Origin of the sequence: Streptomyces sp. NPDC058619, from assembly GCF_042717785.1 — a bacterium.
In the GTDB taxonomy this organism is placed as follows: domain Bacteria; phylum Actinomycetota; class Actinomycetes; order Streptomycetales; family Streptomycetaceae; genus Streptomyces.
On record NZ_JBHXQN010000006.1, the window covers coordinates 129,418 to 144,023 of the forward strand.

At 72.6% G+C, this 14,606-nt stretch carries 10 protein-coding genes; 4 read left to right on the forward strand and 6 right to left on the reverse strand.

Annotated elements, in window-relative coordinates:
• Positions 1 to 215 precede the first annotated feature (215 nt).
• A complete protein-coding gene (locus ACFWTC_RS08750; RefSeq protein ID WP_383932280.1) occupies positions 216 to 1,706 on the reverse strand; it encodes a hypothetical protein in 1,491 nt (496 codons plus the stop codon).
• Between the two features lie 410 nt (positions 1,707 to 2,116).
• On the opposite strand from ACFWTC_RS08750, the gene ACFWTC_RS08755 reads away from it, so the two are divergent.
• Positions 2,117 to 2,785 carry a bifunctional DNA primase/polymerase gene (locus ACFWTC_RS08755; RefSeq protein WP_383932278.1) on the forward strand — a complete coding sequence of 223 codons (669 nt, stop codon included), beginning with the start codon at positions 2,117 to 2,119 and terminating at the stop codon, positions 2,783 to 2,785.
• 59 nt (positions 2,786 to 2,844) lie between these two features.
• Here the strand turns inward: ACFWTC_RS08755 and ftsY are convergent, their stop codons facing one another.
• A complete protein-coding gene (gene ftsY / locus ACFWTC_RS08760; protein ID WP_383921192.1) occupies positions 2,845 to 4,068 on the reverse strand; it encodes a signal recognition particle-docking protein FtsY in 1,224 nt (407 codons plus the stop codon).
• Positions 4,069 to 4,211: 143 nt separating this feature from the next.
• On the opposite strand from ftsY, the gene ACFWTC_RS08765 reads away from it, so the two are divergent.
• The gene (locus tag ACFWTC_RS08765; RefSeq protein WP_383921190.1) at positions 4,212 to 5,672 is read left to right on the forward strand and encodes a cytosine permease; all 1,461 of its coding nucleotides are present in this window, start codon (positions 4,212 to 4,214) and stop codon (positions 5,670 to 5,672) included.
• A 63-nt stretch (positions 5,673 to 5,735) separates the two neighbouring features.
• On the forward strand, positions 5,736 to 6,722 hold the full coding sequence (locus tag ACFWTC_RS08770; RefSeq protein WP_383921187.1) for an LLM class flavin-dependent oxidoreductase: 987 nt from the start codon (positions 5,736 to 5,738) through the stop codon (positions 6,720 to 6,722).
• A 48-nt stretch (positions 6,723 to 6,770) separates the two neighbouring features.
• On the opposite strand, the gene ACFWTC_RS08775 is transcribed toward ACFWTC_RS08770, so the two are convergent.
• The 4 genes from ACFWTC_RS08775 to ACFWTC_RS08790 all read right to left on the reverse strand — a co-directional run bounded on the left by ACFWTC_RS08775 (position 6,771) and on the right by ACFWTC_RS08790 (position 13,435).
• Positions 6,771 to 8,198, reverse strand: coding sequence for a sugar porter family MFS transporter (locus ACFWTC_RS08775; protein ID WP_383921184.1), 1,428 nt, complete (start codon positions 8,196 to 8,198; stop codon positions 6,771 to 6,773).
• A gap of 257 nt (positions 8,199 to 8,455) precedes the next feature.
• Entirely contained in the window at positions 8,456 to 12,370 is a 3,915-nt protein-coding gene (locus ACFWTC_RS08780) for an AAA family ATPase (protein WP_383921181.1), read from the reverse strand.
• Between the two features lie 215 nt (positions 12,371 to 12,585).
• The gene (locus ACFWTC_RS08785; RefSeq protein ID WP_030032603.1) at positions 12,586 to 12,804 is read right to left on the reverse strand and encodes a hypothetical protein; all 219 of its coding nucleotides are present in this window, start codon (positions 12,802 to 12,804) and stop codon (positions 12,586 to 12,588) included.
• Positions 12,805 to 13,153: 349 nt separating this feature from the next.
• Positions 13,154 to 13,435, reverse strand: a complete 282-nt coding sequence (locus ACFWTC_RS08790) for an acylphosphatase (RefSeq protein ID WP_383921179.1) — start codon at positions 13,433 to 13,435, stop codon at positions 13,154 to 13,156.
• A gap of 135 nt (positions 13,436 to 13,570) precedes the next feature.
• Here ACFWTC_RS08790 and ACFWTC_RS08795 point away from each other — a divergent pair, with 135 nt between their 5' ends.
• Positions 13,571 to 14,542 (forward strand): CAP domain-containing protein, encoded by a 972-nt coding sequence (locus ACFWTC_RS08795; RefSeq protein ID WP_384027432.1) that lies wholly within the window; start codon positions 13,571 to 13,573, stop codon positions 14,540 to 14,542.
• Positions 14,543 to 14,606 lie beyond the last annotated feature (64 nt).

Consider the following 14,606-nt stretch of genomic DNA (forward strand, 5'->3'; position numbering starts at 1 on the left):
ACGAAGAGGTCGGGGCTGTTACGGGACGATGAACGCCGTATCCGCCGATCGGGTGACCGCGGCGGCGGCCCGCCGCCCGCGCGGGAGCGGCCGTGGTCCGGCGGCGAAGAGCAGCCGGCCGCGGCAGTACCCGGACGTCCTGGCTGGGGGAGCCTGATCGGGCTTCACGGGGTGAACTGCCGCGGCCGGGGCCTCGGGGACGGCCGCTGGGGCCGTCAGACGGCCTCCGCGGCTTCGGGGAGCCGGGAGGCGAGGTGGTCGGTGAGCCGGACCACGTCGGCGACGTCGCCGTATTCACGGGCGGCGGCGTCGACGGTCTTGCGCAGGCGGGTGTTCACCCGTTCGGACCGCACCTTTCCCGCCACGTCGAGGGCCTGGCCGACGAGGACGGCGGCCTGTTCCGGCTCGCGCTGGAGCAGGTGGACGGTGGCCATGCCGACGAGGTTGAGGGCGTAGGAGCGCTGGTGCACCTCGTCCTTCTCGAAGAGCTCGACGGCCTTCGCCATGACGGGCTCGGCGAGGGAGGCGTACGCGGGGCTGCGCCCGGCCACGTAGGCCAGATCACGGTACGAGTGGGAGTTCTCGCCGTTCAGCTCGGCCTCGGAGAAGAAGCCGATCCAGTCGGGCTCGGGCTCGTCGGTGAAGCCGGTTTCGGAGAACGTGTCCTCGGCCATCCGCACGGCCCGCTTACAGCGGCTGGGCTGTCCCATGTTGGCGTAGGCGCGGGCCTCCATCGCATACAGCATGGCCTGGGTGCGCGGGCCGGCGCAGTCGCGGCTGCCGTACTGGGCGAGGTGGATGAGTTCCAGGGCGTCCTCGGGACGGCCGAGGTGGATCATCTGGCGGCTCATGCCGGAGAGGATGTAGGAGCCCAGCGGCTTGTCCCCGCCCTCCTTCGCGGCGTGCAGCGCGAGGACGAAGTACTTCTGCGCGGTGGGGTGCAGGCCGATGTCGTAGCTCATCCAGCCGGCGAGTTCGGCGAGCTCGGCGGCGACCTTGAAGAGCCGCTTCATGACCGGGGCCGGGTGGTTCTCCTGGAGCAGGTCGGTGACCTCGTGGAGCTGGCCGACGACGGCCTTGCGGCGTAAGCCGCCGCCGCACTGGGCGTCCCACTTGCGGAACATCACGGTGGTCGCGTCGAGCAGGTCGAGTTCGGGCTCGGACAGGCGGGGCGCCCGGGAGCCGCCCGCGGAGCCGGACGGGCCCGCCTCGCGCCGGCCGGGCTCGGCGGGCGGTACGGGGACGAGCCAGCGCTGCATGGGCTCGATGAGGGCGGGGCCGGCGGAGAGGGCGAGGGAGGGCCCGAGGAAGCCGCGGCGGGCCAGCATCAGGTCGCTGCGGGAGAACTCCCCGAGCAGTTCGACGGTCTGCGGGCCGGCCCACGGCAGGTCGACGCCGGAGACGGAGGGGGTCTGGTGGGCCGTGCGCAGCCCGAGCTGCTCGATGGCGACGACGGAGCCGAAGCGCTCGGAGAACAGCTCGGAGAGGATCCGCGGGACGGGCTCGCGGGGCTGTTCGCCGTCGAGCCAGCGGCGCACGCGGGAGGTGTCGGTGCTGATGTGGTGGGCGCCCATCTGGCGGGCCCGGCGGTTGACCTGGCGGGCGAGCTCGCCCTTGGACCAACCGCTGCGGACGAACCAGGAGCTGAGCTGTTCGTTGCGCGCAGCAGACTCCTCGTTCGTTCCGCTTGCGCCGTTGCCGCTCACTGGAACGCCCCCATCCACTCACGCCTCTTCCACACGAAACCCTGGCTGGGGCGGCACCTGCCGCCAGGGACCTTCACAAGTCCTTCACACATTGCCTCCGGCATACCCACGTACGGGTCCACCTTGGGGCTTCGTACACCGAAAGTAATCCTACGATCACGCCTTACGCGAGGTCGACCGCGGAAACGCCACCATTCGCCACCCCTTTGAATGAACTCCCCACCCGCCAGGCGCGATTCACTTGACACCGAGGTGAAACGGATCGGTTGGACTGGAGTGCGCCAGGGGCGCGCGCGGCGAGGAGTGCGCCGGGCGGCCCCCCCGAGGGCACCCCGCGGCGGAGCTCCGCCGGCAGGTCCGGCGGACGTCGTAACCACCGGCGCGTCCGACCCGTTGGAGGGGGCATGGGCATGGGCTTCACGATCGGCGGCAGCCGAAGCACCAGGGAATTCCGTTCCGGCGCCCGGCGCCGCGGCCGGACCGCGGAGTGCACCGCGGTGGCGGAGTACACCGGGCTGTGGGGCTGGGACGCCGTCCCCGGGGCCCGCGCCGCCGCCCCCGGACGCGACTGCTCCTGCGGCGACGCGCGGTGTACGGCTCCCGGGGCGCACCCCCTGGCGCTGGCCCCCGCGGTCCCGGCCGGGGCCACCCTCCACGAGGTCGCCGAGGCCTGGGGCGACTACCCGGGGGCGGCGGTGCTCCTCCCGGTGGGCCGCTCCTTCGACGTCATCGAGGTCTCCGAGGAGACCGGCCGGCGGGCGCTGGTCCGGCTGGAGCGGATGGGCCTGCCGCTCGGCCCGGTCACCGCGACCCCCGACGGCCGGGCGCAGTTCTTCGTGGCCCCGGGCGCGGCGGCGGGGCTGCCGCAGCTGCTGTACCGGATGGGCTGGGACGACGCCGACCTCGACCTGCGGGCGCTGGGCCAGGGCGCCTTCGTGACGGCCCCGCCCTCCGACCGGGGCGGGCTCGGGCCGGTCGGCTGGCTGCGCCCGCCGGCGCTCGACTCCGCCGGAAACCCGCCGCAGGCCCGGCTGCTGCTCGGCACCCTCGCCTACATCTGCCACCGCCTGCGCGACTAGTCCGCACGGGAGCGGCACGCGGGGCGCACGGGCGCGCCAGGGACCCCCGGACGTGGCGGTCAGTCGCCGATCAGGGCGTCGACGAACGCCTCCGGCTCGAAGGGGGCCAGGTCGTCCGGGCCCTCGCCGAGGCCGACCAGCTTGACGGGGACGCCCAGCTCGCGCTGGACGGCGACGACGATGCCGCCCTTGGCAGTGCCGTCGAGCTTGGTCAGCACGATGCCGGTGACGTCCACGACCTCGGCGAAGACGCGGGCCTGGGTCAGGCCGTTCTGCCCGGTGGTGGCGTCCAGGACCAGCAGGATCTCGTCCAGCGGGCCGTGCTTCTCCACGACGCGCTTGACCTTGCCGAGCTCGTCCATGAGGCCGGTCTTGGTGTGGAGGCGGCCGGCGGTGTCGATGAGCACCACGTCGGCACCCTCGGCGATGCCCTCCTTGACCGCGTCGAAGGCGATCGAGGCCGGGTCGCCGCCCTCGGGGCCGCGCACGGTGCGCGCCCCGACCCGGTCGCCCCACGTCTGGAGCTGGTCGGCGGCGGCGGCGCGGAAGGTGTCGGCGGCGCCGAGCACCACGCTGCGGCCGTCGGCCACCAGGACGCGGGCGAGCTTGCCGGTGGTGGTGGTCTTGCCGGTGCCGTTCACGCCGACGACCATCACGACGGCGGGGGTGTCCACGCCGCTCTCGGTCTTCACGGCGCGGTCGAAGTCGGTGCCGACCAGGGTCAGCAGCTCCTCCTTCAGCAGGGCGCGCAGGTCCGCGGGGGTGCGGGTGCCGAGCACCCTGACCCGCGCGCGGAGCCGGTCGACCAGTTCCTGCGTGGGTACGACACCCACGTCGGCGATGAGGAGGGTCTCCTCGATCTCCTCCCAGGTGTCCTCGTCGAGGTGCTCGCGGGAGAGCAGCGTGAGCAGCCCCTTGCCCAGCGAGTTCTGCGACCGGGCGAGGCGGGCGCGCAGCCGGATCAGGCGGCCGGCCGTGGGCTCGGGCACCTCGATCTCGGGTGCGGCCGGCGCCTCGACGACGGGGTCCTCGACGGCGACCGGGGAATCGGTGGCGGCCGCGGTGTCGGGGAGGGTGACCTCCTCGATCGTGCGGCGCGGCTCTTCCGCCGTCGGTGCGGCGTCCTCCCCCACCTGCGGTTCGGCGGGCGGGGCAGTGATGGTCGGCGTGCTCGACGGTGCCGAGGGCGGCAGCTGCTTCTTCTTGCGGCTGCTGACCACGAGCCCGCTGATCATGCCGACCGCGACCAGGGCGATGACTACAGCAAGGATGAGGATTTCCATAACGTCCCCAGTATCGGCCACGGGCGCTCCGGACCCGGGAACCGGGAGCGCCGCACCAGGACCGAATCCTCTATTTGTGGTCTTAGTGGCAGATCTACGATGATGGGCGACTTCCCGCCCCATCTCCCCCACCGGAGTACCGCATGCCTGCCGAGCCCGCCGAGGGTGCGATAGAGACCGCGATCGAGACCCGCGGACTGGAGCCCGTCCCGGACGGCGAGCGCACCGGCCGGGTGCGCGAGCTCGTACCGACGTGGGTCGCCGCCAACATCAGCGTGCTGCTGCTCACCATGGGCGCCGGCCTGGTGATCTTCAACAAGCTCAACATCTGGCAGGTGCTCGTCGTCGCGGTGGCCGCCCCGGTCGTCTCGTACGGGATCGTCGGCGTGATCTCCATCGCCGGCAAGCGCGGCGGCTCTCCGGGCATGGCCCTGTCGAGGGCGGTGTTCGGACAGCGCGGCAACCTGTTCCCGGGGGCGCTGATCTGGGTGGCGCGCTGGGGGTGGGAGACCATCAACGCGGTCAGCGGCGCCTACGCCGTGCTGACCGTGCTCGACCTGCTCTTCGGCGTCAAGAGCAGCACCGCCCTGATCGTGGTCACCCTGCTGTTCTTCGTGGGCTGCACCTTCGTGGTCTCCGGCCTGGGCATCAACGCGCTGCGCGTCTGCTCCACCTGGTCCACGTACCTCTTCGGCACCTTCAGCGTGCTGGTCCTCGGCTACCTGGTCGTCACGACCGACTGGTCCGCCGTCTTCGGGAAGCCGGCCGGCTCCACCGCGATGATGATCGCGGGCATCGGCACCATCGCGGCCGGCGGCATCAGCTGGGTTCCGTCCGGTCCGGACTTCACCCGCTACCTGCCCCGCACGGCCTCGTCCAGGGGCATGGTCGGCGCCACGATCGGCGGCGCCGGCGTGGTCGTCCTGCCGATGGTGCTGATGGGCGCGGTCATGGCCGTGGGCACGCCGGACCTGGCCACCGCGCAGGATCCGGTCTCCTTCATCGGCGACCTGCTGCCGACCTGGATCGCGGTCCCGTACCTGCTGATCGCGCTCGTCGGCATGCTGCTGATCAACTCGATGTCGATGTACTCGGCCGGGTTCACCGCGCAGACCCTCGGCATCAAGGTCCCGCGCGCCTGGGCCGTCAGTGTGAACGCCGTCATCAGCCTGGTCTTCGGCTTCCTGCTGATGGTGGTCGCGACCAGCTTCTTCGGCTCGTTCATCTCCTTCCTGACCCTGCTCGCCGTGGCGTTCTCCGCCTGGATCGGCGTCTTCGGCGTGGACATGCTGCGCCGCGAGACCTACGACGGCCCCGCGCTGCTGGACACCACGCGGACCAGCGCCTACTGGTACAAGGGCGGTTTCGCCTGGCAGGCGATGACCGCGTGGGCGCTCGCCCTGGTGGCCGGCCTGCTCTTCACGTCGGTGGACTGGTTCAGCGGGCCGCTGTCCTCCACCTGGATCGGGGAGAACGGCCTCGGCTGGGTGGCCGGCATCGTGACCTCCGCGGTGCTGTACGCGGTGCTGCCGCGTACGCCCGCCCCGGCCGCCGCCGGGGCGCCGGGCGAGGACCGCGAGCCCGCCGGAACCCTGCCCAACTGACGCTGCGTCAGTTAGTGTCCCCCTTCGCCCGCCCACCCACATCCGGCGAAGGGGGACTCCTCCATGCCCATCACCGTGGCCCGGTTCAATCTCGTCGACCCGAACGGCACCCCCGAGTCGCTCTCCGCCCGCTACCGGACGGCTCTGGAGATGGCCCGGTACGCGGACGACCGCGGGATCGACACCGTCCAGACCGAGGAGCACCACGGCACCGCCAACAACTGGCTGCCCTCCCCCTTCGTCTTCGCGGGCGCCGTCTTCGGCGCCACCCGCCGCATCGCGGTGACCGTCTCGGCGATCATCGGCCCGCTGTACGACCCGCTGAAGGTGGCCGAGGACATCGCCGTGCTCGACCTGCTCAGCGGCGGCCGGCTGGTGACCGTCGCGGGCATCGGCTACCGGCCCGAGGAGTACGAGCAGCACGGCGTGGACTGGGGCCGGCGCGGCCGGCTACAGGACGAGCTGCTGGAAACCCTACTGAAGGCGTGGACGGGTGAGCCGTTCGAGTTCCGCGGCAGGACCGTACGGGTCACCCCGCGGCCCTTCACGCAGCCGCACCCGCTGCTGCTCGTCGGCGGCAGCTCCGAGGCGGCGGCGCGGCGCGCGGCCCGGCTGGGGCTTCCGTTCTTCCCGAGCGCGCACCTGCCGGAGCTGGAGGCGTACTACCGGGCGAAGCTCGCGGAGTACGGGACGGAGGGCTTCTGCATGATGCCGGCCGCCGAGACCCCGCTGCTGCACATCGCGGAGGACCCGGACCGGGTCTGGGCCGAGCACGGCGGGCGCTTCCTGCACGAGGCGGGCATGTACGCGTCCTGGCAGTCCAAGGACATCCGAAGCGCCGTGCGGTCGGGCGCGCGCACGGTGGAGGAACTGCGCGCGGAGGGCGTGTACCGCGTCCTCACCCCGGACGAGGCGGTCGCGTACGCGAAGGGCGCCGGCGAGGCGGGGAACCTGGTGCTGCACCCCCTGTGCGGCGGGATGCCGCCGGACGAGGGCTGGCGCAGCCTGCACCTGCTGTGCGAACGGGTACTGCCCCGGCTCAAGGACTGAGCCGGGGCAGTACCCGTACGAGAGGAGAGGGGTGGTGGCGGGGGTGCTTTACCCCATCTCCTCCAACGCCTTGCCCTTGGTCTCCGGCACCCATTTGAGGATGAAGGGGATCGAGAGCACGGCGAAGAACGCGTAGATGACGTACGCGCCGGACAGGTTCCAGTCCGACAGCGTCGGGAACGTGACGGTGATGACCCAGTTGGCGATCCACTGGGCGGCCGCGGCCACGCCGAGGGCGGCGGCGCGGATGCGGCCCGGGAACATCTCGCCGAGCAGGACCCAGACCACCACGCCCCAGGACAGGGCGAAGAAGAGGACGAAGAAGTTGGCCGCGATGATCGCGACGAGTCCCTGGGTGTGCGGCAGGGTGATGTCGTCGCCGACGCCGGACCGGAAGGAGAAGGCCCAGGCGGCGATGCCGAGGGAGATCGCCATGCCGACGGAGCCGATGAGGGCGAGCGGCTTGCGGCCGATCCGGTCGACGAACAGCATCGCGATCACCGTACCGATGATGTTCACGACCGAGGTTTCGAAGGAGTACAGGAACGAGGAGCTCGCGTCGACGCCGACGGACTGCCACAGCGAGGAGCTGTAGTAGAAGATCACGTTGATGCCGACGAGCTGCTGGAAGACGGAGAGGCCGATGCCGATCCAGACGATCGGCAGGAAGCCCATGCGACCGCCGAGCAGGTCCTTGAAGGTCGACTTCTGCTCCGAGTGGATGGCGGCGTCGATCTCGCGGACCCGGGCGTCGGCGTCGATGTGCTCGCCCTCGACCTCGCGCAGGACGGTCTTGGCCTGGTCCATCTTGCCGACCGAGACGAGGAAGCGCGGGGACTCCGGGATGGCGAAGGACAGCAGGCCGTAGAGCACGGCCGGGACGACCATGACGCCCAGCATCCACTGCCAGGCTTCCAGGCCGCCGATCTCGCCGCGCTGGTCGCCGTCGGCGAGGTTGAGGATGCCCCAGTTGACCAGCTGCGAGACGGCGATGCCGATGACGATGGCGGCCTGCTGGAAGGAGGCGAGCCGGCCGCGGTAGGCGGGCGGCGAGACCTCGGCGATGTAGGCGGGGCCGATCACCGAGGCCATGCCGATGCCGAAGCCGCCGATGATGCGCCACATGGCTAGGTCCCACAGGGCGAACGGCGTCGCGGATCCGATGGCGCTCAGGGTGAAGAGGACGGCGGCGATCTGCATGCAGCGGATGCGGCCGATCCGGTCGGCGATGCGGCCGGCGGTCGCAGCGCCGAAGGCGCAGCCGATGAGGGCGGCCGCGATCACCTGGGCGAGGGCGGCGGAGCCGACGTCGAACCGGTCACGGATGGCCTCGACGGCGCCGTTGATGACGGAGCTGTCGTAGCCGAAGAGGAAACCGCCCATGGCCGCGGCCGCGGTGATGAAGATGACGTGCCCGAGGTGCTCGGGCTGGGCGCTTCCACCGCCCGCCGCGGGTGCGTTCGCTGTGCTGGTCAAGGTGCGCTCCTGGGCCCGGCGCCGACGGCGGGCAGCGTGGGGGGTGTTGGTACTCGTGTCGTCGCCTGATCGTGTTCCTCACAGTGGCGCACATCAAACAGTGCGCCACCACCTGAACATGCCGGGCGACAGAAGAGAGCCTATGGCTTCACTTCTTGAAGTCAAGAGGATATGAAGAACCGATTGCACGCCCATGAAACTCGACAGTCAAGGCCTTAGCACCTGCTCATTGTTCAAAGCTTGAACGATGAGCGTCTCTAGCGGAGCCTCTGGCTGATCACTTTCGACACTCCATCTCCCTGCATGGAGACGCCGTACAGGGCATCGGCGACCTCCATCGTGCGCTTCTGATGGGTGATGACGATCAGCTGCGAGCTCTCCTGGAGCTCCTCCATGATCCGGATCAGCCGCTGCAGGTTGGTGTCGTCGAGCGCGGCCTCGACCTCGTCCATCACGTAGAACGGGCTGGGCCGCGCCTTGAAGATCGAGACCAGCAGCGCCACGGCCGTCAGGGAGCGTTCGCCGCCGGAGAGCAGCGAGAGCCGTTTGACCTTCTTGCCGGGGGGCCGGGCCTCGACGTCGACGCCGGTGGTGAGCATGTTGTCGGGGTCGGTGAGGACCAGCCGTCCCTCGCCGCCGGGGAACAGCCGGGAGAACACCCCCTCGAACTGCCGGGCCGTGTCGTGGTAGGCCTCGGTGAAGACCTGCTCGACGCGCTGGTCGACCTCTTTCACTACCTGAAGGAGGTCGGACCGCGTCTTGCGCAGGTCCTCCAGCTGCTCGCTGAGGAACCGGTGGCGCTCCTCCAGCGCCGCGAACTCCTCCAGTGCGAGCGGGTTGACGTTGCCGAGCTGCTGGTAGGCGCGCTCGGCCGCCTTGAGCCGCTTCTCCTGCACCACGCGTACGAACGGGCCCGGCCGGTTGCGGGGGTGCTCCGGATCGTCGGGGAGCTCCTCGCCGTCCGCGGCCGGCGACGGGGGCACGGGCTGGTCGGGCCCGTACTCGGCCACGAGCCCGGCGGCGTCCATGCCGAACTCCTCCAGCGCCCTGGCCTCCACCTGTTCGATGCGCAGCCGCTTCTCCGCCCCGAGCACCTCGCCACGGTGGACGGAGTCGGTGAGTTTGTCGAGCTCGGCCTTCAGGTCACGGCCGCCGGTCCTGGCCCCGGCGAGCTCCCGCTCGCGCAGGCCCTTGGCGTGCTCGGCGCCGGCGCGCTCCTCCTCGGCGCGGGCCAGCGACACCTCCACGTGCGCGAGCAGCTGCCGGGCGCCGTCGGCCACCGCCCGGGCCACCTCGGCCTCGTACCGCAGCCGGGCGCGGCGGCGCTCGGCGCGGGCCCGGGCCTCCCGTTCCGCGCGGGCCCCCCGGTCGAGTGAATCGGCCCTCCCGGCCAGTGCCTTGACCCGTTCCTCGTGGGTACGGAGCTGGAGGCGGGCCTCCATCTCGGTCTGCCGGGCGTTCGCGCCGTCGGCGGCCAGCCGGTCCCGTCGCGAGGCGTCCGGCTCGTCCTCCACCGGCAGTTCCTCGGCCGCCGCCAGGCGCTGCGCGCACTCCTCCACGTCGAACAGTGCCTGCTCCAGCGCGTCCTGGGCCTTGGCCGCGGCGGTGGCGGTGCGCTCGGCCTCCCCCTCGGCGCCCTTCGCCTGCCCCGCGAGCCGGCCGAGCTGCTGCGCGACCCCGGCCCGGGCCCGCTCCCCCGCCCGGCGCCGCTCGGCGAGCTCGTCGGCCAGGGCCGCCGCGTCCCGGTGCCGGATCCGGGCGGCCTCCTGGGCCGCGCCGAGCTCCGCGCACCGCAGGTCCAGGTCGGCCAGTTCCGCCGCCGCCTCGTCGACGGCGGCCTGGACCTCGATCAGGCTGGGCGCCCCGGCGGAGCCCCCGTGCGCGAGGTGCGCCCCGAGGACGTCGCCCTCGACGGTCACGGCCACCGCGTCGGGGCGCTCCGCGACGAGGGCCTCGGCCACGTCGAGTCCGCCGACCACGAAGCAGTCCCGCAGGACCCAGGCCACCGCCCGCAGCACGGCGCCGTCCCCGCCGACCAGCCCGGCGGCGGCGACGGGGGGCGCGGTCGCGGCGCCGTCGGCCGTACCGGGGCGGGGCCGCGTACCGAGGGCGGCGGCGGGCGCCGGTCCCCCGGGCAGGCCGGGTGCCGGGCCGGGCAGGCCGGATGCCGGGCCGGGCGCGACGGGGACCCGGCCGGTGCCCGCGGTGGGGCCGTGGGCGGCGGGTCCCGCCGGCTCCGCCGGCCCGAAGTCCCCCCGCCCGCCGCCGGTGCCGGGGTCGTACGGCTCGGGATCGGCGTCCGGCGAGGGGGCCGGACGGGGGAACGCTCCCCCGGCGGCGTCCGCCCCCCGCTGCGGAAGCCCGGCGCCGGTGCCTGCCCCGGCCCCGACCCCGGCATCGGCCCCGGCACCGCCCCCGGACGCGGCCGGCTCGGCGGCCGGTCCCGGGACGGTCGTCCCCGGCGCGGCGATCAGGAGCGTGGCCCGGCCCCCGTCGCCGTCCCGGAGGTGCCGGATGGCCGCGGAGGCCGCCCGCGGCGAAGCCACCGCCACCGCGTCCGCCGCCGCGCCCAGCGCCGCCGCCACCGCGACCTCGTACCCCGGGGCCACCGTCAGCCGCTCGGCCGCCGGTCCCAGCAGCCCCGCCAGCCGCTCCCGCGCCGCGAGGAGCGCGCCCGTACCGTCCTTGCGGCGCAGCCCGAGCGCGAGCGCGTCCCGGCGGGCCGTCACCGCCGCGCGCGAGCGCTCCGCCGCCGTCACCGCCTCCCGCGCCTCGGTCAGTCCGGCCTCCGCGGTCGCCAGCCCGGCCCGCGCCGCCTCGTACTCCCCCTCCACCGCGGGGTCGTCGAGGCCGCCGACCTCCTCGGCCAGCGCCTCGTACTCCTCCCGCGCCAGGGCCGCCCGGGTCTGCGCCTCGTCCCGCGCGGCGACCAGCCGGTCGATCTCGGACTGCGCCGCCCCCGCCCGGGAACGGGCCGCGCCGAGCCGGCCGGTCAGCCGGGCCAGCCCCTCGCGCCGGTCGGCGATGGCCCGGGCCGCGTCCCGCAGCCGCCGTTCCTCCTCGGCCAGCTCCCGCTCCAGCTCCGCCCGGTGCCCGGCGGTGTCCTCCAGGGCGCGCGAGGCCGCCTCCAGAGCGGCCGTCAGCTCGGCCTCCTGCTCGCGGACGCGCGCGGCCTCCTTCTCCATGTCCTCCGGGTCGCGGCCTCGGCGCTCCTCCTCCACCGGCGCCGTCGCGCTCTTGACCCTCGCCTGCGCCAGGGACGCGGTCCCCCGTACCCGCTCGGCCAGCTGCGACAGCTCGTACCAGGTCTGACGGGCCCGCGTGAGCCGCGGCGCCAGCTCCCGTACGGCCTCCTCCAGCTCCGCCTCACGGCGCAGGGCGTCCGCGAGGCGCGCCTCCGCGGCCTCCTTGCGCTCCTTCAGGGCGGCCTCGTCCGCGATCTCGGCGTCGAGCGCCCGTCGCAGCGCCGTCAGGTCGTCGGCGAGCAGCCGCAGCCGCGCGTCCCGCAGGTCCGCCTGGATGACGGCCGCCCGCCGGGCCACCGCCGCCTGCCGCCCCAGCGGCTTCAGCTGCCGCCGCAGCTCGTCGCCCAGGTCCTGGACGCGCGCGAGGTTGGCCTGCATCGCGTCCAGCTTCCGCAGCGCCTTCTCCTTGCGCTTGCGGTGCTTCAGTACGCCGGCGGCCTCCTCGATGAAGGCCCGGCGGCCCATGGGGTCGGCGTGCAGGACCGAGTCCAGCTGACCCTGGCCGACAATGACGTGCATCTCGCGGCCGATGCCGGAGTCGGAGAGCAACTCCTGGATGTCGAGCAGGCGGCAGGTGTCACCGTTGATCTGGTACTCACTGCTGCCGCCGCGGAACATGATCCGGGTGATGGTGACTTCGGCGTACTCGATGGGCAGCACGCCGTCGGAGTTGTCGATCGTCAGCGACACCTCGGCGCGCCCGAGCGGCGGGCGCCCGGTGGTGCCGGCGAAGATGACGTCTTCCATCTTCCCGCCGCGCAGGGATTTGGCGCCCTGTTCGCCCATGACCCAGGAGAGCGCGTCCACCACGTTGGACTTGCCGGAGCCGTTCGGACCCACGACGCAGGTGATGCCGGGTTCGAAACGCAGGGTCGTGGCGGAGGCGAAGGATTTGAAGCCACGCAGGGTCAGGGACTTGAGGTGCACGCCGCCGGACTCTACCTTTTGCGTGCGGTTTCACCCGTGAAGGTGCGGGGCACCACCGGCGTCGAAGGAATCAGCCCCGCCTGGCTCCACGCCGTGCGGCGCGGCGTGCAGGTGTGCGGACGTACGGACGTACGGACGTCCAAGAAAGAAGGGACGCCGAAGCGTCCCTTGCAGATCAAGCGGGGCTGGGAATCCAGCGAACCAGGGAGCGCGAATCAGGTGAGCGCAGGCTCCGCCTGCGGTACGTCGATATCGATGCTGTCCAGCAGCGAGTCTCCGTCGTGCTGAGCGGCGGCCGCGTTCAGCGCGTCATTTTCAGACTGAATCCGTACGAGCTCGGACTCGAGGTCCTGGACGCGCTGCTGAAGCCGTCGCATCTCGGCGAGGAGTCGCGGATCGGAACCGCCGACGTAACCGAGAAGCGCCTTTGCCATGATGGATGGTCCTCCACACTGAGTGACCGACCGAAGCGGTGTGGGTCGTGAGGGAATCGCACCCGCGGATGTCCGGCAGCGACTGACAGTCACTGCGCTTACTAATGCCAACACTGCCAAACAGCTCAGGTGCGCGGGGCTTCCAGCGTCTCACCAAAAAGTTTGACGGTCAACACGATCACGCCCCGTATCGGCGGGCGACCCGGCCCCCGCAAGGGGCGTGGAGATCATCCTCATCTCCGAGCCTTCCACGGATCGCGTCCGTTGGCAACGCGTCGGCGACGAATGCGCAGTTCCGACCGGGTGTGGCCACCGGATGCATGTGATCAGTACATGATCAGTCGATCGATCACCGGATCGCGAATCCGTCGTAGCCGCCTCGTGGCGTGCCCCAGATCTCCGTCACACCGTCCACCCGGCCGGGCGTGTCGGCGGACCGCAGCCACTCCAGCAGCCGGTGGCAATTCTCACGTTGACCTTCGGCCACCACCTGTACCCGCCCGTCGTCGAGGTTGAGCGCGAAGCCGACCACCCCTCCGAGCTCCAGGGCATTGGCCCTGGTGAACCAGCGGAAGCCCACTCCCTGTACACGGCCGCGCACCCAGGCGGTCAGGCGGACATCGTCATTCATGCGTGAACGCTAACCGGGCGGGCCCTTTCCGGGCACATCGCCCCTTGGACCCATGGCGTACAGTCGCGCAGCAATGAACTCACCCATTTGGGTGAGTAACGGATGATCTTGAGCTCCGAGGAAGGCACGACGCCGATGGGACGCCACCGACTCAACGCCGCCCCGCGCCGCGAAGGCAGGCGCCGAACCGCCCTGCGCACCGGCCTGCTGGGCGCCTCGGTCGCCGTGGCCCTCGCCGCCGCGGCCGTCACCACGGGCATGGTGCCGGTCGGCGGCTCCTTCCCCTATGTAGGGGTCAGCGGTACGGACGCCCCCGGCGCGGCGGAGGCCGGCGCGGCGTCCGAGCCGACCCGGGACAGCGCGCTCGACCAGCAGGGCGGCCTCGCCAACCTGTCCGGCCGGACCCCTTCGGGAGCCGCCGCCCCGAGCCCGTCCGACAGCCCCTCGGCCTCCCCGACGCCGACGGCGTCGGCGTCGGCGTCGCCCAGCCCGTCCGCTTCCGCTTTTTCCTCCGCTTCCTCCTCCGCGTCCGCTCCCGCACCGGCGTCACCCTCGGCCCCCGGGGAGCCGCCGGCCCCCTCGGCCACGCCGGCCCCCTCCACCAAGGCTCCGCAGAAGAGCGCCGCCCCGGCGCCCGCGAAGCCGGCGCCCCCGAAGCCGGCGCCCGCAAAGCCGGTCCCCCCGAAGCCGTCCGCCCCGGCGCCGACCGCACCCGCCCCCGGGGACGGGCACTCCGCCGAGGAGGCGGCCGTGGTGACCCTGGTGAACCAGGCCCGCGCGCAAGCCGGATGCGGCCCGGTCCGGGCCAACCCACCGCTCGCCGCGCTGGCCGGGGCCTTCAGCAAGGACATGGCGGTCCGCGGCTTCTTCGACCACACCGACCCCGACGGGGACACCCCGTGGGACCGCGCGTCCCAGGCGGGCCTCTCCGGCCTCGGCGGCGAGAACATCGCCCGCGGCCAGGGTGACGCCGCGTCCGTGATGAACTCCTGGATGAACAGCCCGGGCCACAAGGCGAACATCCTCAACTGCGAGTTCCGCACCCTCGGCGTCGGCGCACACGTCGCCGCCGGCGGCCCCTGGTGGACGCAGGACTTCGGCTTCTGAGGCGAGCGCGTACCGTCAGGCCCCGCCGGCCCCCTCGGGCCGTCGGGGCCTGACCGCGTTCGGG